At 35.9% G+C, this 23492-nt stretch carries 24 protein-coding genes; 17 read left to right on the forward strand and 7 right to left on the reverse strand.

The window, feature by feature from the left end; all coding sequences use genetic code 11:
- Positions 1–341 precede the first annotated feature (341 nt).
- The 3 genes from NKR74_RS01080 to modA all read right to left on the reverse strand — a co-directional run bounded on the left by NKR74_RS01080 (position 342) and on the right by modA (position 2414).
- Complete coding sequence (locus NKR74_RS01080) at positions 342–830, reverse strand: NUDIX hydrolase (protein WP_098309302.1); 489 nt, start codon at positions 828–830, stop codon at positions 342–344.
- Between the two features lie 100 nt (positions 831–930).
- Positions 931–1605 (reverse strand): molybdate ABC transporter permease subunit, encoded by a 675-nt coding sequence (gene modB, locus NKR74_RS01085; protein ID WP_098309301.1) that lies wholly within the window; start codon positions 1603–1605, stop codon positions 931–933.
- A gap of 5 nt (positions 1606–1610) precedes the next feature.
- The gene (gene modA / locus NKR74_RS01090; RefSeq protein WP_253628386.1) at positions 1611–2414 is read right to left on the reverse strand and encodes a molybdate ABC transporter substrate-binding protein; all 804 of its coding nucleotides are present in this window, start codon (positions 2412–2414) and stop codon (positions 1611–1613) included.
- Between the two features lie 164 nt (positions 2415–2578).
- Here modA and NKR74_RS01095 point away from each other — a divergent pair, with 164 nt between their 5' ends.
- The 4 genes from NKR74_RS01095 (at position 2579) to NKR74_RS01110 (ending at position 7178) form a co-directional block, all read left to right on the forward strand.
- Positions 2579–3508, forward strand: coding sequence for a substrate-binding domain-containing protein (locus NKR74_RS01095; protein ID WP_253628387.1), 930 nt, complete (start codon positions 2579–2581; stop codon positions 3506–3508).
- 448 nt (positions 3509–3956) lie between these two features.
- Complete coding sequence (locus NKR74_RS01100; RefSeq protein WP_253628388.1) at positions 3957–4565, forward strand: lysophospholipid acyltransferase family protein; 609 nt, start codon at positions 3957–3959, stop codon at positions 4563–4565.
- Positions 4566–5278: 713 nt separating this feature from the next.
- Entirely contained in the window at positions 5279–6037 is a 759-nt protein-coding gene (locus tag NKR74_RS01105; protein WP_253628389.1) for a TatD family hydrolase, read from the forward strand.
- A 607-nt stretch (positions 6038–6644) separates the two neighbouring features.
- The gene (locus tag NKR74_RS01110) at positions 6645–7178 is read left to right on the forward strand and encodes a transglycosylase SLT domain-containing protein (RefSeq protein ID WP_098309334.1); all 534 of its coding nucleotides are present in this window, start codon (positions 6645–6647) and stop codon (positions 7176–7178) included.
- Between the two features lie 18 nt (positions 7179–7196).
- Here the strand turns inward: NKR74_RS01110 and NKR74_RS01115 are convergent, their stop codons facing one another.
- Together NKR74_RS01115 and NKR74_RS01120 are read right to left on the reverse strand one after the other, a co-directional pair.
- Entirely contained in the window at positions 7197–7964 is a 768-nt protein-coding gene (locus NKR74_RS01115) for a DUF4931 domain-containing protein (RefSeq protein ID WP_253628390.1), read from the reverse strand.
- 34 nt (positions 7965–7998) lie between these two features.
- Entirely contained in the window at positions 7999–8238 is a 240-nt protein-coding gene (locus tag NKR74_RS01120) for a YciI family protein (RefSeq protein ID WP_309247645.1), read from the reverse strand.
- 206 nt (positions 8239–8444) lie between these two features.
- On the opposite strand from NKR74_RS01120, the gene NKR74_RS01125 reads away from it, so the two are divergent.
- From NKR74_RS01125 to abc-f, 3 genes are all read left to right on the forward strand, one after another.
- The gene (locus tag NKR74_RS01125) at positions 8445–8585 is read left to right on the forward strand and encodes a hypothetical protein (RefSeq protein ID WP_253631210.1); all 141 of its coding nucleotides are present in this window, start codon (positions 8445–8447) and stop codon (positions 8583–8585) included.
- 315 nt (positions 8586–8900) lie between these two features.
- Positions 8901–9035 (forward strand): RAxF-45 family protein, encoded by a 135-nt coding sequence (locus NKR74_RS23890; RefSeq protein ID WP_301287752.1) that lies wholly within the window; start codon positions 8901–8903, stop codon positions 9033–9035.
- 132 nt (positions 9036–9167) lie between these two features.
- Complete coding sequence (abc-f, locus tag NKR74_RS01130) at positions 9168–11039, forward strand: ribosomal protection-like ABC-F family protein (protein ID WP_253628391.1); 1872 nt, start codon at positions 9168–9170, stop codon at positions 11037–11039.
- A gap of 105 nt (positions 11040–11144) precedes the next feature.
- On the opposite strand, the gene NKR74_RS01135 is transcribed toward abc-f, so the two are convergent.
- A complete protein-coding gene (locus tag NKR74_RS01135; RefSeq protein WP_253628392.1) occupies positions 11145–11351 on the reverse strand; it encodes a hypothetical protein in 207 nt (68 codons plus the stop codon).
- 148 nt (positions 11352–11499) lie between these two features.
- Positions 11500–12369, reverse strand: a complete 870-nt coding sequence (locus NKR74_RS01140; RefSeq protein ID WP_301287631.1) for a Cof-type HAD-IIB family hydrolase — start codon at positions 12367–12369, stop codon at positions 11500–11502.
- 326 nt (positions 12370–12695) lie between these two features.
- Here NKR74_RS01140 and NKR74_RS01145 point away from each other — a divergent pair, with 326 nt between their 5' ends.
- The 10 genes from NKR74_RS01145 (at position 12696) to NKR74_RS01190 (ending at position 22867) form a co-directional block, all read left to right on the forward strand.
- Positions 12696–12806 (forward strand): DUF3948 family protein, encoded by a 111-nt coding sequence (locus NKR74_RS01145; RefSeq protein ID WP_154709425.1) that lies wholly within the window; start codon positions 12696–12698, stop codon positions 12804–12806.
- An 89-nt stretch (positions 12807–12895) separates the two neighbouring features.
- Entirely contained in the window at positions 12896–13006 is a 111-nt protein-coding gene (locus NKR74_RS01150) for a DUF3948 family protein (protein ID WP_098309290.1), read from the forward strand.
- Between the two features lie 89 nt (positions 13007–13095).
- Positions 13096–13206 carry a DUF3948 family protein gene (locus NKR74_RS01155; protein WP_141525038.1) on the forward strand — a complete coding sequence of 37 codons (111 nt, stop codon included), beginning with the start codon at positions 13096–13098 and terminating at the stop codon, positions 13204–13206.
- Positions 13207–13521: 315 nt separating this feature from the next.
- Positions 13522–14640 (forward strand): 4-hydroxyphenylpyruvate dioxygenase, encoded by a 1119-nt coding sequence (hppD, locus tag NKR74_RS01160; protein WP_253628393.1) that lies wholly within the window; start codon positions 13522–13524, stop codon positions 14638–14640.
- A gap of 181 nt (positions 14641–14821) precedes the next feature.
- Positions 14822–15778 carry a fumarylacetoacetate hydrolase family protein gene (locus NKR74_RS01165; protein ID WP_253628394.1) on the forward strand — a complete coding sequence of 319 codons (957 nt, stop codon included), beginning with the start codon at positions 14822–14824 and terminating at the stop codon, positions 15776–15778.
- Positions 15738–16913, forward strand: a complete 1176-nt coding sequence (locus NKR74_RS01170; protein ID WP_141525037.1) for a homogentisate 1,2-dioxygenase — start codon at positions 15738–15740, stop codon at positions 16911–16913. Before NKR74_RS01165 ends, NKR74_RS01170 begins: the two co-directional genes overlap by 41 nt.
- A 373-nt stretch (positions 16914–17286) precedes the next feature.
- Positions 17287–18702 (forward strand): branched-chain amino acid transporter BcaP, encoded by a 1416-nt coding sequence (gene bcaP, locus NKR74_RS01175; protein WP_253628395.1) that lies wholly within the window; start codon positions 17287–17289, stop codon positions 18700–18702.
- A gap of 104 nt (positions 18703–18806) precedes the next feature.
- A complete protein-coding gene (locus NKR74_RS01180; protein ID WP_253628396.1) occupies positions 18807–20081 on the forward strand; it encodes an MDR family MFS transporter in 1275 nt (424 codons plus the stop codon).
- Between the two features lie 259 nt (positions 20082–20340).
- Positions 20341–21429, forward strand: a complete 1089-nt coding sequence (locus NKR74_RS01185) for a D-alanine--D-alanine ligase (RefSeq protein WP_253631059.1) — start codon at positions 20341–20343, stop codon at positions 21427–21429.
- A gap of 61 nt (positions 21430–21490) precedes the next feature.
- Positions 21491–22867: a UDP-N-acetylmuramoyl-tripeptide--D-alanyl-D-alanine ligase gene (locus NKR74_RS01190; RefSeq protein ID WP_253628397.1), complete on the forward strand. Its 1377-nt coding sequence runs from the start codon at positions 21491–21493 to the stop codon at positions 22865–22867.
- Positions 22868–23492 lie beyond the last annotated feature (625 nt).

A 23492-nucleotide genomic window follows, 5' to 3' on the forward strand; every position in this document is an offset into this window, starting at 1 on the left:
GACTCCACATCTATGAAGTAGTGCTGTGAATAAGAAAAGCACTATTATTATATAAATGCGTTTTCAATATAATTTATGCGTTTTCATTTATTCCTTTTTCGCACCTTCATATAATAACAGGAAAGTATCTCATTTAGAAAGTAAATTCAAATAGAATGTATATTTATATGAATGTGAAAAGTTTTAATACTTTATAAAGGTATAAAAAGGTAGAGAGATTCAGAGAGGAGTGAGGAAAATAGGTAGGGGATAGCTGCTGGCATGCGCCCGATTGGTTCAACTAACCATCAGTGGGGGATGAAAAAAGCCCCCCACTGATGGAAGTTTTACTTTATCAGAGGCTATTTTATATGTGCACATGCTTGTTTTTCGTATTGTGTGAGCTGATCATTTTGAAAAACGGAAGTATGTTCATATACGCCATCTTCTTGTAAAACCGTGGGTAAAAATTTCTTCGTTAAAGAATTTACTCCTTGATTTTGTTCAGATAAAATCCAAGAAATATGTTTCCAGTCTAAAATACCTTCAGCTACTTTTTTAGGAGTGTGGTAAAGAATATGAGCTGGAAGGTTTGCTGTAAAAAGGTGTAATCCCTCGAAGTGTGTATTGTCAATTTTCCATGATAATGTTCCTCTATATGCAACTTCTTGCTTTGCTAAGGATAGACCTGTTTCTTCCTCAATCTCGCGTAAAATGCATGCGGTTGGTGTTTCAGTTTCTGTCATCTTACCGCCAACGCCATTCCAAAGGCCTTGCAGAGGTGCTTTCTGTCGATTGAGCATTAATATTTCATCATCTTTTCTTATAAAACAAAGTGTTTGATTGAACATGAAATCTCTCCTTTTCTTCTATAATTCTACAAGGAAATCGTATTTTCATCTCATTTCACGGGAAATAATCAAAAAACAGCAGCTTTGTCGAAAGCTGCTGTTAGGAAGATGCTATTCTTTTGTTTATAAGCTGAATGAGCAATAAAAAGATAAGTGACATACCGACAGTTGTGAGAACAAGTGCCCATGCAAGTGACATATTGCTTCCGTCAATTGCCATATAAATAGCTGTTGGAATCGTTTGTGTTTTACCGGGAATGTTTCCGGCAAACATAAGTGTTGCACCAAATTCTCCTAGAGCACGTACGAAACTTAAAATCATTCCGCTAAGTAGAGAAGGGAACGCAAGTGGTAATGTTACATGTAAGAACACTTGTATTTCATTTGCTCCGAGGTCTCTAGCTCCATCTTCAATTTGTTCATTAGCAATGATAAACCCTGTTTTTGCTGATTGGTACATAAGTGGAAATGCAACTACAGTTGAAGCGATAACAGCAGCCCAAGATGTGAACATAATAGATTGTTGAAACAAAGTTTCTATCCACTGACCAATTGGACTATTTTTTCCAAAGATGATAATAAGAAAAAATCCAATTACTGTAGGCGGGAGTACCATTGGCAATAGGAAAAATGTTTCTAATAAAATTTTATAGCGTTTTGACGAACGAGCTAAAACACGTCCAATTATCGTTCCGAACACCATCACGATTATAGTAGCAAGCGCAGCAACTTTTAGTGAAAGAATGATAGGTGACCAAAATGCATCAAATACCATAATGACTACTGCAGCACTGTAAAACCATATTTTTTAAAGATCTCTAGAGCGTCTTTAGACTGTAAATATTCATAAAAGGCAGTTGCTTCTTTTTTATGTTTCGTTGCTTTTATAATGCCTAGTGGATAGTGGATTGGTTCGTGTGAATTTGTTGGTGCTGTGTTCGCAATGTTTACTTTCTTAGAAATAAGTGCATCTGTTTTATAAACAATTCCTGCATCAACGCTGCCTGTTTCTACGTATGTTAATACTTGGCGTACATCTTTTGTGTATACTATTTTATTTTGGAGATCGTTCCAAAGGTTTAAATGAGTAAGAGCATCTTTTGCGTATTTACCTGCCGGAACAGATTCAGGTGTACCTAATGCAATTTTCTTTACTTGATCTTCTTTTAATGATTGAAAATCTTTTATGTTACTATCTTTTGGGACAATTAATACTAACTCATTGCCGAGCAGATTTTTTCCTTCTTTTTGATCAATAATTCCTTTGCTTACAAGCGTTTCGAATTTGTCTTCTGCGGCCGAGAAAAATAGATCGGCAGGAGCTCCTTGTTCAATTTGTTGCTGAAGAGCGCCAGAACTTCCAAAGTTAAATGACAGCTTTACATTTGGTTCTTTCTTTTCATATTGTGTTTGAATGTCTTTTAGTGCGTCTTGTAGACTAGCTGCAGCAGAAATAGTAAGTTCAACGTTTTCTTCTTTAGCAGTTGTTTTTTCTTGTTTATTTGTATTTGTACATCCCGTACTTATTACGAGAAGTAGCACGAATAAAATACTGCAAATAGAACGAAATATGCGTTTGTTCATCTTTATTTCTCCTTTCTTTCATCCCATTCCAATTATAACTAATTATATCTAATTATAAATAGTTATAATTAGATATGTTGTGATTTTTCTCATAATAGTAAAAATAAATAGAAGAAAAACTGTTATTTTTGTTACAATGAAGGCAGAAAGCGAGGAATCGGCTTATGGATCATCATTCCTACACAACGGAAGAAGTAGCGAAACGATTAAAAGTATCAAAATTAACAGTGTATGATTTGATAAAAAAAGGTGATTTGCCCTCTTATCGAGTTGGTAGGCAAATGCGTATTGATGCAAGTGATTTAGAGAGATATATTACAGAGATGAAAACAGGGAAGATACAAGCTGATTCATCATCTATACAGGTAATAAATCAAACAAACAAATCCGATTCTTGTATTATTAGCGGACAAGATTTGTCTCTAGATATGTTAACCAAACATCTAGAAAATCATTTGAAAGCTCCTAATATACTAAGGGCATATCAAGGGAGCTTAACAAGTTTAATTCAAATGTATCAAGGAAAAGGAGATATTGTGAGTCTCCATTTGTTCGATGGGGATACAGGAGAATACAACATTCCGTTTGTGAAACGAATTTTAGTTGGACAACCTTGTATTGTTATTAATTTATTATCAAGAACATCCGGTTTTTATGTGCAAAAAGGAAATCCGAAACGTATAAAGACATTGCAGGATTTATGTGATGCATCCGTTCAATTTGTAAATAGGGAACGAGGATCTGGCATTCGTGTTCTTGTTGATGAACAATTGCGTATAAATGGAGTATCCAAAAAGAGTATTGTTGGGTATGACTGGGAAGAGTCAAACCATATTGGTGTTGCTTCTCAAGTAGCGAATGGAAAAGCCGATGTAGGGATAGGAGCAGAAAAGGTAGCACAAATTGTGAATATAGATTTTGTTCCACTTATACAAGAACGCTATGATTTAGTGATTTTAAAAACAGAAGAAAATACCGCGTTGATTGAAACAGTAAAAGAAGTATTACAGTCTCCTGAATTTCAAAATGAACTGTGTGCTATCGGTGGTTATGATATAAGTAAAACAGGTAAAATTATGTACGAAACAAATTGAAAAGAGCTGCTTGTATGATGACAAGCAGCCCTTTTCATTTATCCCGCTATTCGCGGGCAGTAAGACCCCCACCTCAAGATTGAGAGAGAAGCGAGGAAGATAAGTGGGAGCTAACTGCCCGTAAAAGTCCGATTGGTTCAACTAACCATCAGTGGGGAATGAAAAAATCCCCACCGATGGAAGTTTCACTTTATATAAAGGGGAACGGGGAACCTATAGAACATGTACAAGTACACACAATTGTTGAAGGAAGAGCTGCACCGCTTATAAGTCCAACGTAATATGAGGAGAAGTTACTGACGAATTAGCTTACGGTAGAACTATAGCTTTTGTAAGAATAATATTTTAAAATTTGTCACTTATTTTTATTACTAACTATTAATACTTAGTGTTATAATTAAAAATAAATACAGTTATAAAAATTGAATTGTAGAAGGGAACAGATCGAATGTATACATTCATTACAAGGCTGTTGAAATATATATTTAAAACATTTGGAAAAGTAGAGGTATATGGAAAAGAAAAATTACCGCAAGGCGGAGCGTATGTTGTAGCTTGTACGCATACAAGCTGGATGGATGTTGTAATGTTAGCAACGGGAATGTTACCAACGAAAATTTATTACATGGCGAAAAAAGAATTGTTTCAAAGTAAATTTGGGAATTGGTTTTTTAAGAATGTAAATGCCTTCCCGGTTGATCGTGAAAATCCAGGACCAAGTACACTGAAAATTCCATCTAGATTATTAAAAGAAGGAAAAGTTGTTGGGATTTTTCCGAGCGGAACGAGAACAGCAGAAGCTGTCTCATTAAAAGCTGGCGCTGTTACAATTGCATTTCGTTCTAATGTTCCGTTAGTTCCAGCGGCATATGTTGGACCTAAAAGTTTAAAAGAATTGTTTCGCGGAAAAAGAGCGCAGTTAATTTTTGGTGATCCGATTCAAGTGGAGCAATCATCGCAGATGGATCGTAAAGAAGTGATGCAACTAATGACAGAAAAATTAAATGAGACGTTTGCACAGTTAAAAGAAAGATTGCAAGAAGATAAAAAAGCATAATGGAAATAGGAAAAGACGACCTGGCATAGAAGGTCGTCTTTTCAATTTTATCTATATAAGGGGAAAGGGGGACACAAAATTATATAAGATTCATTGCGGCAGTATCATTACTTGTCCAATGTAGTAGAAACAGTTTGATTGGGTGCTGCCTTGTTTCTGACTACATTGTACGAAATATGAGGAGTTATAACTATCGAATTAGCTTACAGCATGATTACATTTTTGTAAGGTACATGTAATGTAACTCGATAGTTGTAATGAATAGTATCACCTATAATAAAAGTAGAAAGAACGAAATATATCTTTCTGCCTAAAGTAATAATGTGATGAAAAGGATTAACGACCAACTAACTGTAAGCCACATCTTAAAAGAGATGTGGCTATTTTTTTAAACCTTACAAAAATGTAAGATTAAAGTAAGCGAATTCGATGGCACTTTTGTCATATTTCACTCATAATACAAATAGACATAGAAGTTAGGGAGATTATAGAAGGGAGACAAGTGGGATGCAAAAAGAAGAAATGGCTAAATTTCCATTCGTAGAATGTTTTAGCTACTTTGGTGTTGCGATTGTATGTATTGGGATTTTTGACGTGATTACAAATTTAATTGTTTAATAAATAGACGAACAAGAAGGAGAGCCTTCTTGTTTTTTTTTATTTTATATACATTTTAGAAAGTCATATTACAATGAAAGAAAGAGGTGATAGAAGTGAGATGGATTGATAGTCATATACATTTGGATCAATATAAAAAAGAAGAGCAATTACAGTTAATTGAAGATATACAAAAGGTGAAGGAAATAGCAGGAATGATTGCTGTGTCGATGAATTATCATTCTTGTCAACGAACGTTGGAGCTAGCGAAGAATTATCCGTCTATATATCCAGCACTTGGATTTCATCCCGAGCAAGACATTGATTTTGAACAATGCGAAAAAATTTATCAACTGATTGAAAAAGAAGCACATCACATTGTTGCGATCGGAGAAGTTGGTTTGCCTTATTATTTACGGCAAGAGAATCCCAAGTTGTGGTTGAAACCATATATTGAAATACTAGAAAGATTCGTATACTTGGCCCAAAAACATGATTTGCCAATTGTACTGCACGCTGTATATGATGACGCAGAAGTTGTTTGTGATTTACTTGAATCTTATCAAATACGCCGAGCTCACTTTCATTGGTTTAAGGGAAGTCAACAAACGATGGAGAGAATGATAGGGAATGGGTATTACATTTCTATTACACCTGACATTGTATATAAAGAAAAAATCAAGGATATTGCTGCTTTTTATCCGTTATCGCACCTTATGGTAGAAACGGATGGACCGTGGAAATTTAATGATGAAATGACACATCCATATATGATTTTACAAGTGTTAAAGAGTATGAGTGAAATAAAAGGACTATCACTTGAAGATACAGCGGAAACTATTTATAAAAACACAGTTCAGTTTTATAAAATATAATAGAAAAGATTCAGGGTTTCCCTGAATCTTTTCTATTACTTAAATCTTTTGTCACGCCTGATTAATAACCAGAAGATAAGAGCTATACATCCGATAATGATAAAAAATCCGTATTTTTTCAATAAATCTACAAAATGATTTTCGGTAAATGGCTTATTCACATGAAGACCATGTTGGTTCCGCATTAACGGGCAGTAAGACCCCACCTCAAGATTTAGAGAGAATCGAAGAAGATAGGTGGGGGATAGCTGCCCGTAAAAGCCCGATTGGTTCAACTAACCCTCAGTGGGGGATGAAGCCCCCACTGAGGGAAGTTTTACTTTATCAGAAGTAATCTCGATATCGTTCATTTTGACTTCTCCTATTCTATTTATATTGAGTGAAATAATAGTGAATGTAATTCTATAAATGGTATGTGATTTAAGTTAGTTCCAATGATTGATAGAGAAATGTTACATTTTCATGTATGTTTAATATCTTTTGCATCACAAAATCAGACTTAAGAAGGATGGTGGTGTAGAATATTCTTGGTATGATAGAAATGAAGCAATTGTATATGTGTAAGGCTGAAAGGCGACAAATTTCAGCGAAAGAAGAGGTAAGATACGTGAAGAAGTTCTTTGTAGGGTTCTTAATTGTAGTGGGAATATATACGTTTTTTCGGGGCGAATCAGAAGGAATGGACAGAGTTATAAATTCAACAAGTTATGTTGATTCAGAAGAAGCAAAACAGATGAAACAAATTATTAGCGAAGAGGCTGAGAAATATAATCTTCCAGAATGGATACCTCTTACAATTGCCGAGCATGAGAGTCGTCTAAATCCAAGAGCCGTTGGAGACCATGGAACATCATTTGGGCTATTTCAATTGCATCGGGGTGGTGGAATTGCTCCTGAGAATGTAACAGATGAGCAATTAAAAGATCCGCGAATAAATGCTCAAATTGCTATGCCTCATTTGGCAAAAGGGTATAAAAGAGGTGTAGAGAAAGGTTTAACAGAATTTGAGTTACTAAAATATATAGCAAACACATCCGGCTGGCCTGGTAATCTTGGAACGGAGTGGACGGATAAAAATATGAATTACAATATCGGGTTAGAGAATGCGTATTATAAAAATAAAGGTGTTATGAAAGAGTAGGTTGTATGATGACCTACTCTATTTTTCTATGAAATATGTCCTTAACTGTTCTTTTACTCCCTGTAATTGTGTAGAAACTTGAGGGATGTTATATCCAACGTATAGTGGTGAAACGACAAATCGGGGAACAATTTTACATATAATTTTTCCATCTAAGCTATAAAAGAACATGTTATAACTATTACACCGTTTATGAAAATCGTGTAATACGTAGCGTACCGTTTTTTGAATATAATCTGCCATCATATCAATTAGATTCGTATTTTCTATTATAATGTTAAACTCTGTAAAACCGATAATTGGATGAGTAGAAATATTCAACTCGATTCCGTGTTCTTTGTTTACAATGATTCCTTTGAAATGTTCGGTTCTTACATTTTGTCGATAGTCGACATGTTCCATACCAATAATTTGCATATGTGCATGGTGGATTGTTCCTCCTGATAGCGGTCCATGGTTTTTATATAAAATGACAGATTGGAATTTTTCGCTTTCTTCTAACGATAACCAGTGCTTAACTGAAAATCGGATAAGCTTTCGCATATGCTTTTGTGTATAGGTGGCAATATGATCGTGACAATTATCAGTTTCGATAATGACTGTTTGTAATGTATTTTGTAATGTCGGATATTTATTTTTTAGCCAAATAATTGTTTCATCCGTTTCTAAAATATTGCTTAGTTGTGTTTGATCGCAAAATGGGCAGGCTGTTTCTTTATTTTGCATGCTGTTTGGTTTTTGTTGTCCAATCTGATTTAAAAAGAATAGCTGTTGTTGTGTCTCCATTTTTCTCCCCCTGTAACCGTATGTATATGAAAAATTATCCTATATTTGGCGTATCGTTAATGAATATTTGAAAAGGGTCTGTGTATTTTGTTGGTGTAAATTCAATAATTTCATAACGAGCAATGTTATGAATATAAAAAGGATCTTCTGCAATAATTGTTTCTATCTCTTGTTCAGATACAGCATTCATTAAAATGATTCCACCAACGCGAGGGTTACGGCGCCCTGAAAATATAAACTTGTTTAGGTCGTAGTATTTATCTAAAAATTGAATATGCTCCTACAGATAATGTTTTACAACCTCAAGTGGTTGGATATAATTTACCATTGTTAAAAACATATTTCTCCCCCTATTTGCCATATTCCAACTAGTACATATTCGTGAAAAGTCATTTTAAATCCTTTATAGTGGGATTAGGGAAAAATTAGAAAATAGAGTTATCATATGAAAGAAGAAAGAAGTGTATCGTTTCCAATAAAATGATGTTTGTCATCGCATATCGCTTATCGACAATACTACAAGCAGATCAAATTCTTGTAGTAGAGGATGGGCATATTACAGGTGAAGGTACGCATGAGGAACTGATGGAGAAGCACGCATATTATAAAAAAATTGTATAACAGCAATTTGCGGTAGAGCAAAACAAAGACGAGATACCCTGCCTAATTTAGGATATCTCGTCTTTACTTTTTTCGTCGTCTTTTCATGAATTGTTAATTTCATCAACAATTGGTTTTGCATCAACTAAAATTTGAATAACAGTTTTTACAATATCTATCATGTGCTATGCCTCCTTTTATTTTTGAACCACAGCTGTCTTTTATGTATGAATGTGTCTATTTACATTATTTTCAGAAAAATGACTATCCAAACATATTTTAGGAGAGTATAATAAAATGGTAAGTATAAAATTCCGTACGAAAGAGGTGAAAGAGATGAATCGTTCTATAGTTGTACGCACGCAATTTTTAGATTTTATCTACATTTGTCGTGCAATTTTTCATTGTGTAGTTGCTAACGGGATACGTATGCCCTTTTTTAGCAATTTCATAACAACTATTGAACGATAGAGGTCTCTTCACCCATTTTATAGAAACGTGTGAAAAGGGAACTATGGTGGTTCCCTTTTCTATTTTGAAATAAAAGCCGTGGGTAAGGTTCTTTACTCATGGCTTTTTTACGTTGAAAGGAGTACGGAAAAGATGATGATTTGTAGTGTAAACAATATAGCGAAGATATTTGGTGGAAATATCATATTTGGAAATATATCGTTTGAGATAAAGGAAGGCGACCGCATTGGTTTAGTTGGTCGTAACGGCAGTGGTAAAACAACAATTTTTCAACTGTTAACGGGAATTGAACATGTGGATGGCGGTGCGATCCATATGAAGAAAGGTACGCGTATTGGTCATGTTGCTCAAATTCCGAAGTTTACTGAAGGAATGACTGTATATGATGTATTAAGCTCTGCATTTACGAAAGAGCAAGCATTAGAAAAGAAAATGCGTGAACTTGAACAGAAGATGGCCATAAACGTTACGGAAAAAATGATGACAGAGTACGGAGAAATACAGGAGCAGTTTTCCTTTTTAGGTGGTTATGAAATCGAAGCGAATATCATGAAAGTCGCTAATGGACTGCAAATAACAGAATTATTTCCGCGAAGTTTTATAGAGCTAAGCGGTGGTGAACAGACGAAAGTGAGCTTAGCTTATATGCTCCTTAAGAAGCCAGACTTACTATTTCTCGATGAACCGACAAATCATTTAGATTTATTCGCGGTGGAATGGCTTGAGCAACTTTTAAAGGAATACAATGGGACAGTCGTTGTGATTTCACATGATCGTTATTTCTTGGATGAGGTCGTAACGAAGATTTTTGATTTAGAAGATGGGGAATTGCATGTATATCATAAGAACTATTCACAGTTTGTAAAGGAGAAAGAAGAAAGATTACTGCAAGAGTTCCAAGCGTATCAAGAGCAGCAAAAGAAAATAAAGAAAATGAAAGAGGCAATTAAAAGACTTAGGGAGTGGGCTAACCAAGCGAATCCGCCTAATGAAGGATTGCATAAACGCGCCCGCAATATGGAACGTGCTTTAGAGCGTATGGAAAAATTGAAGAAGCCTGTCTTAGAGCATAAGCAAATGGGGCTTCAGTTTGAAGGACAAGAACGCAGCGGGAAAGATGTTGTTATCATGAAAGAAGTCGGAAAGAATTTTGGTGAACGCATCTTATTTCAAAATGTAGAATTACATGTTCGTTTTCAAGAGCGCGTTGCGATTGTTGGGCGTAATGGTACAGGAAAGACAACATTATTGAATTTATTACTACAAGAAATGAATCCAGATGTAGGTGAAATTCGTATTGGGAGTGGAGTAAAGCTCGGCTATTTGTCTCAACATATGATCGTTAACGGTAAACAAACGGTATTAGAAATGTTCAGAGAACAGGTAGCAGTAACAGAAGGAGAAGCTCGCCATATACTTGCTCGCTTTCTATTCTACGGACCAGCTGTATTTAAAAAGGTGAATCAATTAAGCGGGGGCGAGCGAATGCGTTTAAGATTGGCACAGCTCATGCATCAAGATATTAATTTTCTTGTACTCGATGAACCGACAAACCATCTTGATATTGAATCGAGAGAAGTATTAGAAGAAGCGCTTGAACAGTATAATGGAACTATTCTGGCTGTATCCCATGACCGTTATTTCTTAAATAAATTGTTTGCGAAAACGTATTGGATTGATAATCAAACAGTGTATGGATTTGCTGGGAATTATGCTTGGGCACGCGAGAAGTGGCAAGAGAGCAGAGAAAAAGAACAACAAACTGTTGTACAAAAGGAAAAAATAGTAGCTGTGTCAAAACAAATACCTATAGATAAAGACATTATAAATTTGGAAGAACAGCTTATGAATGTGGAGCAAAGTATATACGAGTTAGAATGCAAAATGGCTGAAACTAAAAATGTTTTAGAATTGGAGAAACTATATAAAGAAAAAGAGCAAAAAGAATTATTAAGAACAAAATTATATGAGGATTTAGAGAATAGTATGGATATGAAGAATTAAAAAGCTGGTGTAGGATATATTGGCGTGTTACTTCTGTTTGCTGGTATCTTCTTTGTCATCGGTTTAACAAGAATACGTTATGATTGAACAAAAAGAAAGCAGAATTTACAGCCTTGCGCGCTGAATTCTGCTTTCTTTTTGTTTTTCTTTTTCTTCTGATGGCCCAAGTGAAATGATAATAGCAATCCCGAACATGAAGAGAAACACTAAAAAGAGGACGAGTGTCGGGAAGAAAGGAAATAAGAGTAATGCTCCTAATATAACGAGCATTAAACAAATATAGTTCAAAACATCTAGGAATAACTTGTCCATGTTTTCTCTCCTTTATTAAGAAACTGTTATTATCGTATGCTGGATCTATCGATAATAGAATGATTTTTTAAGTAGGATTCTTGTATATTGGTAAAAACCATATATTATGAGAAAAGGAGAAACCAATTTAATGGTTTCTCCTTTTCTATTATCTTTGTTGCGTTTTTTGTAAAATGTATTGCTCGATTGCATAAGCTACGCCATTTTCATCGTTTGTCGCTGTTACAATGTCACATAGTTGTTTGACATCGTGTTCTGCATTTCCCATTGCTATTGATAAACCTGCCACCTCTAACATTGGAACATCATTAAAGTTATCTCCAATGGCAACAGTATCTTGTAAAGGAATATGAAAATGTTTTGCCATTTCTTGTAATCCATTGCCTTTATGACCATGTTTGTCCATAATCTCTAAGTTTGTTGGAGCGGAAGCTGTCACCATAATTGCCGCATCTTTCTCTAAAGATTGTAGCAATTGTATACGTTCCCCTTTGTTGAATGTAAGGATAAAAAATTTTGAAATTTCAATGGTTGAGTCGGATACTACATCGTCAATACTTTGAAAAGTTGTAATTAAATTAGCTTTTAGTTGCTTCTCGCTAATTCGCTCAATTTCTTCAATTGTAACATCAAGGGAATCTTTGTTTAGTTGAAAAGCTTTTGTTACTTGCTCTTTCCAATTATACGGTGCATATACACCCTTATTTGTATAGAGCTTATACGGAAATCCCCCAGCTTCGAGCTGTTTTGCAACTTCATATACTTTTTCTTCTTGCAAAGTGCGCGAATGAATTACTTTTCCATCAGCGTATACTACTGCTCCATTACTAGCTCCTAGTGGAAGAGACAAGCGGTATTGCTCAAGCAGTTTTAAAATATCTTCTTTTGCTCTACCAGAACAAATCATAACGATATGTCCTGCCTCTTCAGCGTTGCGTATTGCCTCTAAATTTTCCTTGGAGATTTCTAGATTAGATGATAAGAGCGTACCATCCATATCAAGTGCGATTAATTTCAAGCTGATCACCTCTTTGTTTCAATCATACTAAATTAAATGTTATATCGAAACTGTTACATTAATGTTACACAGATATACTCGCTTATTTTAACTACTTAATATGCTTGAGAAGGTAAAAATGTGAGAGGTATCTTCTCCCCACGCTTTATACTTGTTAAAAAAACATAATAATTTTATACGAACTATTGCTTAAGTAAAAAAGTTATGTTACATTAATGTTACAAACGTTACATTATATAATCCAATATGACATTAAGTTAAAAACTATAAATAAATTATTTCTTGGGAATTTAATATAAAGATTTATAAAAAGGAGAATGAGAGTAATGGAAACTAAAGAAGTATTACAATTAACAAAAATGGATTTACTAGGATCAGCAGGAGTAGCAACAGCATTAACAGCGCTTATCGTATTTCTTTCAAGCGTTTTAGCATAATTCATAGTAATTTTTGTACATAGTAGAGCGGAAAACTATTACAAAGTGCAAATTATATATAGAAATCTATAAAAAGGAGAATGAGAGTAATGGAAACTAAAGAAGTATTACAATTAACAAAAATGGATTTACTAGGATCAGCAGGAGTGGCAACAGCATTAACAGCGCTTATTGTATTTCTTTCAAGCGTTTTAGTATAATTCATAGTAATTTTTGTACATAGTAGGGCGGAAAACTATTACAAAATGAAAGTTACATACAGAAATCTATTAAAGGGAGCATGAGAATAATGGAAACTAAAGAAGTATTACAATTAACAAAAATGGATTTACTAGGATCAGCAGGAGTGGCAACAGCATTAACAGCACTTATCATGTTTCTTTCAAGTGCTTTAGTATAATTTAAATTCTGTGTAAATTTGAACGTGAATGAAAAGAGGGACTTCGAAAAAACGGAGTCCCTCTTTGTGTTTTCGTTGAGTTATCAGTAAAGAGGAACTGATGGAAGTTTCACTTTATATAATATAAGGAGAGAAACAGAAAAAAGTCGAATTTTCTATGCAAGAAAAAGGGAGGTATTTGACAGAAAAAATAGAAAAATTAAAATTGACAAAAAATAATTGCGGTGCAATTTATTTTTTACTGATATTTGGAAGCGCTTGCGTTCTTTTAGGAGAAATAGTTGGAAAATTATATTACAGGGAGATGAGGAAAATATGGAACAAAAGTCTATGGACACTTTAGCAGCACAAATGGAGGATTTTTTTCCAGTACGTGATGTGGATCATTTAGAATTTTATGTTGGTAATGCAAAACAAACGAGCTATTACCTTGCGAGAGCATTTGGTTTCCGTATAGCTGCATATTCCGGTTTAGAAACAGGAAACCGTGATAAAGTATCTTACGTACTTGTGCAAAAAAATATGCGTTTTGTTGTGTCAGGTGCTTTAAACACGAATAGCCGCATTGCTGAGTTTGTGAAACAGCACGGCGATGGTGTAAAAGATGTGGCACTTCTTGTAGAAGATGTAGAGAAAGCATATGCAGAAGCTGTAAAACGCGGTGCAGTTGCAATTGCTCCGCCAGAAGTGCTATCTGATGAACATGGAACAATTAAAAAGGCAGTTATTGGCACATATGGTGATACAATTCACACGCTTGTAGAGCGTAAAAATTATAAAGGTGCGTTTATGCCAGGATATGAACCACTAGAATCTACTACTCCTTTTGAAGAAACAGGACTAATTGCTGTTGATCATGTTGTTGGTAATGTTGAAAAAATGGAAGAATGGGTAAGTTATTATGAAAATGTAATGGGCTTTAAACAAATGATTCATTTTGACGATGATGATATTAGTACGGAATATTCTGCTTTAATGTCGAAAGTAATGACAAACGGAAGTCGTATTAAGTTTCCAATCAATGAACCAGCAGAAGGAAAAAGAAAATCACAAATCCAAGAGTATTTAGAGTTCTATAACGGAGCAGGCGTACAACATCTTGCGTTATTAACAAATGATATTGTAAAAACTGTTTCTGCGCTTCGTGCAAACGGAGTGGAATTTTTAGATACACCAGATACGTATTATGAAGAATTAACAGCACGTGTTGGTCAAATTGATGAGGAAATTGAAAAATTAAAAGAGCTGAAAATCCTTGTGGATCGTGATGAGGAAGGCTACTTATTACAAATTTTCACAAAGCCAATTGTGGATCGTCCAACTTTATTTATTGAGATTATTCAACGTAAAGGCTCAAGGGGATTTGGTGAAGGAAACTTTAAAGCATTATTTGAATCGATTGAAAGAGAGCAGGCACGCAGAGGAAATCTATAAAGTGAAACTTAGCAGTTCCAAATTGATAGTTAGTTGAATCAATCGGACTCGTATTGATAGTTATCTTCTTTGATTTCTCAGTAAATAGATAGGTATCAAGTTTTCCGTTGGAGCGGGATAACGGTTAGGAGAGATACTCCTTCCGCCCGCTGCTTTACTTTCAAAGCGAGGAGAGAAAACGATGAAGTTTATTACATTTCGTCTTCCTTCAGAAGAAATGAGAGCTGGTTGGCTTGAAGGTGACAAGGTTATTGATATGCATACAGCAAGTGGAGGGGTACTTCCTTCTACAATGATTTCTTTTTTAGAGAAATCAGATGAATATATGGAAATAGTTCGTAAGATTGGCACACCAACGAGCGGTGTTTATCATATTACGGATGTACAGCTTTGTGCACCTTTACCAAACCCAGGGAGTATTCGTGATTTTTATGCATTTGAACAACATGTAAAAACAGCGCGTGGTCGCCGTGGTTTAGATGTTGTTCCAGAGTGGTATGATATTCCGGTGTTTTATTTTACGAATCATCGTGCTGTTATTGGGCCGGAAGAAGCTATTTTGTGCCCAGGTGCAACAAAGAAACTTGACTATGAGTTAGAGATTGCTTGTGTCATTGGTAAAGAAGGTAAAGATATCTCGCGTGAACAAGCTCATGAATATATTTTTGGTTACTGCATTATGAATGATTGGAGCGCTAGAGATTTACAGGCGCATGAAATGAAAGTCGGGCTTGGACCAGCAAAAGGAAAAGACTTTGCTACCTCACTTGGGCCGTATATTGTGACGAAAGATGAGTTAGACGTATATCGAAGCGATGATCGTTATAATTTAGAAATGACAGCTCATATTAATGGAGAACAATGGTCAAAAGGTAATTTTCAAGATATCTATTATACGTTTGCTGAAATGATTGAACGAGCATCCCAAGATGTTACGTTGTACCCAGGAGATATACTTGGTTCTGGTACAGTTGGAAGCGGCTGTATTTTAGAGCTTGGAACAGAAAAATGGCTTAAAGCTGGTGATGTGGTAGAGTTAAAGATTACTAGCTTAGGAACATTGCGTAATACGGTAAAAGCAGAAAAGAAAGCGGGGGATGAGCATGTATTATCGTCGCATGGGGGAACTTCCTCGTAAACGACATGTACAATTTCGTAAACAAGACGGGTCGCTCTATCGTGAGCAAGTAATGGGAACGAAAGGTTTTTCTGGTACGCAATCTATTTTGTATCATCATTACATGCCAACTGAAGTCGGTCATGCTTCTTTAGCTCAATCGTGTCATATGCAGTATGAAGAAGACGTGGCGTTAGCGCATCGTCATTTTCGTACGAAAGAATATAGAAAAACAGGAGATGCCGTGAACGGAAGGAATTTTCTATTAGGAAATGAAGATCTAATAATCGGGGTTGTAAACCCGACGGAGAAAATGGACTATTTTTATCGCAATGGCGATGGAGATGAAATGCTATTCGTTCATTATGGATCTGGGAAAATTGAGACAATGTTCGGTACGATTCATTATCGAAAAGGAGATTATATTATCATTCCAATCGGTACGATTTACCGTGTAATCCCTGAAGTTGGAGAATCGAAATTCCTCGTTGTTGAAGCAAATAGTCAAATTACCACACCGCGTAATTATCGCAATGAGTATGGACAATTATTAGAACATAGTCCATTTTGTGAGCGTGATATTCGTGGTCCAGAGACGTTAGAAACGTATGATGAAAAAGGTGCCTTTGTTGTGATGACAAAGTCTAGAGGATATATGCATAAGCATGTTTTACAGCATCATCCGTTAGATGTTGTTGGATGGGATGGTCATTTATATCCATGGGTATTTAATATTGAGGATTTTGAGCCTATTACAGGGCGCATTCATCAGCCACCACCAGTACACCAAACATTTGAAGGGCATAACTTTGTCATTTGTTCATTTGTTCCGCGTCTATATGATTATCATCCAGAAGCAATCCCGGCGCCGTATTATCATAGTAATGTAAATAGTGATGAAGTGCTCTATTATGTGGAAGGGAATTTTATGAGCAGAAAAGGTGTAGAGGAAGGGTCTATCACGCTTCATCCAAGTGGAATCCCACATGGTCCGCACCCTGGAAAAACAGAAGCAAGTCTTGGTAAAAAAGAAACTATTGAACTAGCTGTTATGATTGATACATTCCGTCCGCTACGCGTGATAAAGCATGCACATGAGATGGAAGATGGACAATATATGTATAGTTGGCTAGAACAAGGCTCATACACTGTATAAGGTGAATGCCTATTATGTATGAAAAACAAAACAAGCGCGCTCATAAATGAGCGTGCTTGTTTTAATGAAAGAATCGACATTATATAAAATACCAAAAATGTTTATAAAAAGATATAACCATATAACTATATAACCTCTTTGCATACAGTAGTATGGTAACTTACCACAATCTTTTGAAGGCTTAAAGAAGGTAGGGGAAGGATAAAGAAAATGTATAAAATCTCAATCTGCTTCGTACAAATTTTTTTATTTATGAAGAAATATGAATTTTCTGTTAAATTCGACAGAAGTTATTGACGAAAAAAGATGTAATAAGTACAATAAAAATAAATATTAAAATTTTCAGAAAATTATAAATGTTGAGGTGCAGAGTATGAAGCAAATCTTTCAAAAAAAGCCGCTGACACAATTGTTACAAGAAGGAAGTCAGAAAAAATTAGATCGAACATTAGGGGCATTAGACTTAACCTTGTTAGGGGTAGGAGCAATTGTCGGAACAGGGATCTTCGTGCTGACAGGGGTAGTTGCTGCGAAACATTCTGGGCCTGCCGTTATTTTATCGTTTGCATTAGCTGCACTAGCTTGTGCCTTTGCTGCCTTTTGTTATGCTGAATTTGCTTCCAGTGTACCGGTATCTGGTAGTGTGTATACGTATACGTATGCAACGATGGGAGAGGTATTTGCCTTCTTAATTGGATGGGATTTAATGCTTGAATACTTATTAGCGACATCAGCTGTTGCTAATGGATGGTCCGCTTATTTTCAGTCTTTATTAAATGGATTTGGAATTCATATTCCAACGATTTTAGCTTCTGCTCCAGGGGCAGGAAAAGGTGGAATAATTGATTTACCAGCTGTTCTTATTATTTTAATTATGACTATTCTTTTATCACGAGGTGTTCGTGAAAGTGCCCGCGTAAATAACATTATGGTATTCATTAAATTAGCCGTTGTACTATTATTCATCTTCGCTGGATTTAAATACGTAAAACCAGAAAACTGGACACCGTTTATGCCGTTTGGTTTTAATGGTGTAATGGTAGGTGCAGCGACAGTATTCTTTGCTTTTATTGGTTTTGATGCTGTTTCAACAGCAGCGGAGGAAGTAAAACGCCCGCAGCGTGATTTACCGATTGGTATTATTGCATCACTATTAATTTGTACAGTCCTATATATTGCGGTTTCACTTGTTTTGACAGGTATTGTACCGTTTGGTCAATTGGATAGATCAGATCCAGTAGCATTTGCGCTTCAATTTATTGGACAAGATGGTTTGGCGGGTGTTATTTCGGTAGGTGCTATTACAGGGATTACAACTGTTATGTTAGTTATGATGTATGGTCAAGTACGTGTATCGTATGCAATGAGCCGTGATGGTCTATTACCGAAACGTCTTTCGAAAGTACATCCGACGTTTAAAACGCCATTTTTAAATACGTGGATAACAGGTATTGTAGCAGCTCTTATTTCAGGGCTTGTTGATCTAAGTGTATTGGCTCACCTTGTGAATATCGGAACTCTATCGGCATTCGTACTTGTTGCAATAGCGGTTATTGTAATGCGAAAAACACATCCGGATTTACCGCGTGCATTTAAAGCGCCACTTGTACCGTTTTTACCAGCGTTAGCAGTAATTTTTTGTCTATACTTAATGCTTCAATTACCAGCGATTACATGGGAATGTTTTGGTATTTGGTTGGCGATTGGAGTTATAGTCTATTTCGTATATAGCAGAAAGCATAGTGCATTAAATAAAGAAAAAGATGATAAAAAAACTGTGAATTTATAAAGAGAAAGCCGTTCTTACCAAAAGAACGGCTTCTTTATTTTGAAAATTTACATTTTTCTAAAATTGATATAAGATGAAAGGTGGTCGATAAAAGGAGTGGGAATATGAAGAAGACATGGCAAGAGTTAAAGGGGATGGATCGTAATGTTTGGATCCGGTTTATTGGAGAAACATTAAATGGAATTGCAATGATGATGTTAATGCCATTTTTTGCATTATATTTAAAAGATAAAGTGGATTCACTACTACAGGTAGGAATTATTATGGCGTTGTCCCCTATTGCAGCAAGTTTTGGTTCGCTTATAGGTGGGAGAATTGCAGATATTTATGGGCGAAAGCCAATTATGATATTTTCGATGGCTAGTAATGCGGTCTTAATGCTTGGTTTCTTATTTATAGATGGTTTTATACCGTATGCTATTCTATCTGTTTGTCTAGGTCTTAGTAATTCGCTGTTTCACCCGGCAGCCTCTGCGATGGTAGCGGATGTAACAGAACCTGAAAAGCGAACAGAAGCATATGGTTTGCTGCGGATGGGACATAATATTGGAGCGGCAATTGGGCCGATTCTAGGTGCTTCGGTTGTACTTCTGTCTAAAACTGTTATTTTTATTATCGCATCGTCCTCTATGTTATTCTATGCGCTGCTAGTTTTACTACTTATTAAAGAAACAATGCCGAAGGGTGTAGTAAAACAAGTGAGTGAGGGAGAGGGAACGAGACAATCTGTATGGAAAGTTGTGTTTCAAGATAAAATTTTACTAATCTATTTATTAGCCGGAATTGTTATTTCAATGGGATTTTCGCAAACAGAAGGTATGCTTCCGCTTCATTTTGATAATGAAATGAAGGGGATATTTGGAATGAATAATCCATTTCCTTATTTAATGGCAGTAAATGGACTTTTGGTGGTTTTGTTTCAATTTCAAATTTCGAAATGGGCGACAGATAAACCGGTTGGGAAAACGATGTTGTATGGTGCTTGGTTATTTGGAATAGGTCTTCTTGCAATCGGTTGGCTTCCGAGGTGGTTTGGAGGAGCTGGGACAAATGCTACTGTAGTGCTTGTTACATTACTAATCGTATATGTAATTTATACACTAGGAGAAATGGTTATGTCTCCTGTGCAAATGACATTTGTAGCAAATTTAGCACCAGAACATTTACGAGGTACGTATATGGGAGCAGCTAGCTTACAATGGATTACAGGTAATGCGTTTGGACCTTTACTGGGTGGTATTTTACTTGATCGTTTGTTGGGTCACATTTTATTTACGATTTTAGGGATTGGATGTATGATAGCGGGCCTTGTTTACGTATCATTAGACCGACTTGTAGAGCAAAGACAAAAAGATGACATGGTCAAACAAACGTCATAAAGTTTTCTGCATACACAAATAGGTTCTTTTTTTCATATTATTAGGTACATAACTAGAAAAATTATTATGTTAGCTTAGTTAGCTTGCTATTCGTGGGCAGTAAGACTCCCCACCTCAAGATTCAGAGAGAAGCGAAGAAGATAGGTGGGGGATGAAAAAACCACTGATGGAAGTTTTACTTTATTTCAAATAGGAACTACCTATTTTCGTAAAAAGTGCTACAATAGAAAAATGAAAACAAACGATTAGGGTGGATTTCATTATGAAAATTAAATTAGGTTTATTATATGGTGGAAAATCAGCGGAGCATCAAGTTTCTTTACAAACGGCTCTTGCTGTTAGTAAAGCGTTAGATCAAGAAAAATTTGAGGTTCATCCAATTTATATTACTGAACAAGGACAATGGATGCGCGGTGAGCGTATTGAAGGTGAAGTGAAAAGCGTTCAAGCGTTGCAATTAAATGGAGAAGAAAATGCAATTTCTCCTGTATCATTAAGTTCAGAGATTATCCCAATGGCAGCTTCTGATAAAGAGAATGCAATTGATGTAATCTTCCCGTTATTACATGGACCGAATGGTGAAGATGGAACAGTACAAGGCTTGTTAGAACTTATGAATATTCCATATGTAGGGAACGGTGTGTTAGCATCGGCTGCAGGTATGGATAAAGTCATTATGAAAAATATTTTCGCAGAAGCGGGATTGCCACAAGCTAAATATGTTTCGTTTATTCGCAGTGTATGGGAAAAAGATCGTACAGCAGCGTATGAAAAAGTTGAAGAAACATTAGGCTATCCATGTTTTGTGAAACCAGCAAACCTTGGCTCAAGCGTTGGAATTAATAAATGTAAAAATCGTGATGAGTTAGAGAATGCATTTGAAGAGGCGTTCCAATTTGATCGTAAAATTATCGTAGAAGAGAATATTATCGGTCGTGAAGTGGAAATTGGAGTATTAGGAAACGATGCACCGAAATGTTCTGTTGTAGGCGAAATTGTGGCGAAAAAAGAATTCTATGACTATAAATCAAAATACATTGATGGCGATACAGCAATGGTTATTCCTGCTGAAATTACAGAAGCGGAATATGAGAAGATTAAAGAGTATGCAATTCGTGCATTTCAATCTTTAGATGGTGCGGGATTAACGCGTGCAGATTTCTTCTTAACGAAAGATGGCGACGTATTTATTAATGAAGTAAATACAATGCCAGGATTCACGCCGTTTAGTATGTTCCCTCTTTTATGGGAAAATACGGGAGTGCCGTATCCAGAGCTTATTCAAGAGCTAGTACGTTTAGCGATTGAGCGTCACGAAGAAAAACAAAAAATTAAATATACAATCTAACAAGAAAGGAGAAGCACTATTCAAATGAATAGTGTTTCTTCCGTGTAAGGAGTGTTTTTGTATGATACAAAGAACAGTGAAGCAAATTGAGCAAATGGTATGTGGAACTGGCCTAGCAGGGCAGTGGAATGATGTAGCTATAAAAGGTGTTTCCATTGATACAAGAAAAATTGAACAAGGAAACTTATATATTCCGATTCAAGGAGAACGTTTTGATGGTCATGCTTTTGTGGAGAAAGCAATAGAAAGCGGTGCAGTTGCAACACTTTGGAAGAAAGGTGTAGCGAACCCGCCAACAAATTTACCAGTTATTTTTGTAGAAGATACATTACAAGCGCTGCAAACATTGGCGAAGAGCTATCGCGACCAGTTAAACGTGAAAGTAGTTGGTGTAACAGGAAGTAACGGAAAAACGTCAACGAAAGATATTGTGACAAGCTTACTTGGAGCGAAATTTAAAGTGCAAAAAACAGAAGGGAATTTCAATAACCATATTGGACTACCTTTGACAATTTTAAATTTAGAAGAAGATACAGAAATGGCTGTATTAGAGATGGGTATGTCAAGCCGCGGGGAAATTGAATTTTTGTCCAAGATTGCTCGCCCTGATGCAGCAATTATTACAAATATTGGAGAAGCGCATTTAATGGATTTGGGCTCTCGTGATGGAATTGCAGAAGCGAAGCTAGAAATTGTCGCAGGTTTACAAGATAATGGCGTATTTGTTTATAACGGAGATGAACCATTGTTAACTACACGCGTGCCAGGGATGAATTTATCTGCAAAGACAATTACGTTTGGTGATGCAAGAGCGAACGATTATTACCCGGTATCTGTAAAATTAGAGGCAACAGGTACACAATTTACGATGAATCAAGCGCAGAATGTAGCATTTTATTTACCCGTTCTTGGGAAGCATAATGTATATAATGCATTAGCATCAATGGCGGTTGCTGAATTTTTCGGTGTAACTTGGGAAGAAATGAAACAAGGTTTAGTGAATTTGAAAATGACAGGCATGCGTATGGAAGTTGTGAAAACAGATGCAGGGTTAACGATTATTAATGATGCATATAACGCAAGTCCGACAGCGATGGAAGCAGCATTCCATTTAATGAATGAATTAAATGGATTTTCTAAAAAAATTCTTGTGCTTGGCGATATGCTAGAGCTTGGTGACCAAGAAGTACAATTTCATTATGAAGTTGGAAAATTAATTGATCCAGCTCGTATTGCGTATGTATTTACGTACGGTACGCTCGGGGCGCAAATGGCAGAAGGTGCAAGAATTAATTTTTCTAGTGAACGCGTGAAAGCTTATGACAATAAAGAAGAACTTGTTAAAGATTTAAAAGAAGTCGTTGATGTGAAAGACGTTGTATTAGTAAAAGCATCTCGTGGAATGAAATTAGAAGAAGTTATTGCGATGATAAAGTGAAACTTCCATCAATGGGGGGGGTTCTTTATCCCCCACTGATGGTTAGTTGAACCAATCGGGCTTTTACGGGCAGTTATCCCCACCTGTCTTCTTCGCTTCTCTCAATCCTGAGGTGGGGGTTTTACTGCCCGTTAATGCGGGATAAAGTAAAGCTTCCATTAGTAGGTGGTTTACTGCCCGTTAATACGGGATAAAATAAAGAAGCGCTTACAACACGGAGATGGAAAGTTGGAACAAGGATAGAAAAATCAATATGTAAAATAAGGGAAGAGTTGGGTTTGCTTTTTACACATACAAAACTTATAATTGATAGGGTGTAATAACGTTGTAGAGTATTTTTGTGATAAATGTAGGCCCGTTTATATACGTGAACATAAGGGAAAGGGCATTTTCCGCAAACACGGAAAATGTCTTTTTTGAATGGATAGTTAGGAAAAATGCTCCCGCCACTTGAAAGTTATAATTGTTTGAAGTGGGGGTTTCTAGCGTGCCAGGCATTTTTGCTCGGCGCTTGGCGTTAGTGGAGTTGGGATTGATTTCCGCCTAACCCCTCTATCCCGTCGATAAATTTTTTTGGGACTACTTTTGTCTAGCTTTACGTTTGAATGTCTTGTGTGGCGCATAT

Source organism: Bacillus sp. 3103sda1 (assembly GCF_024159135.1).
GTDB classification, from domain to species: Bacteria; Bacillota; Bacilli; order Bacillales; family Bacillaceae_G; genus Bacillus_A; species Bacillus_A rhizoplanae.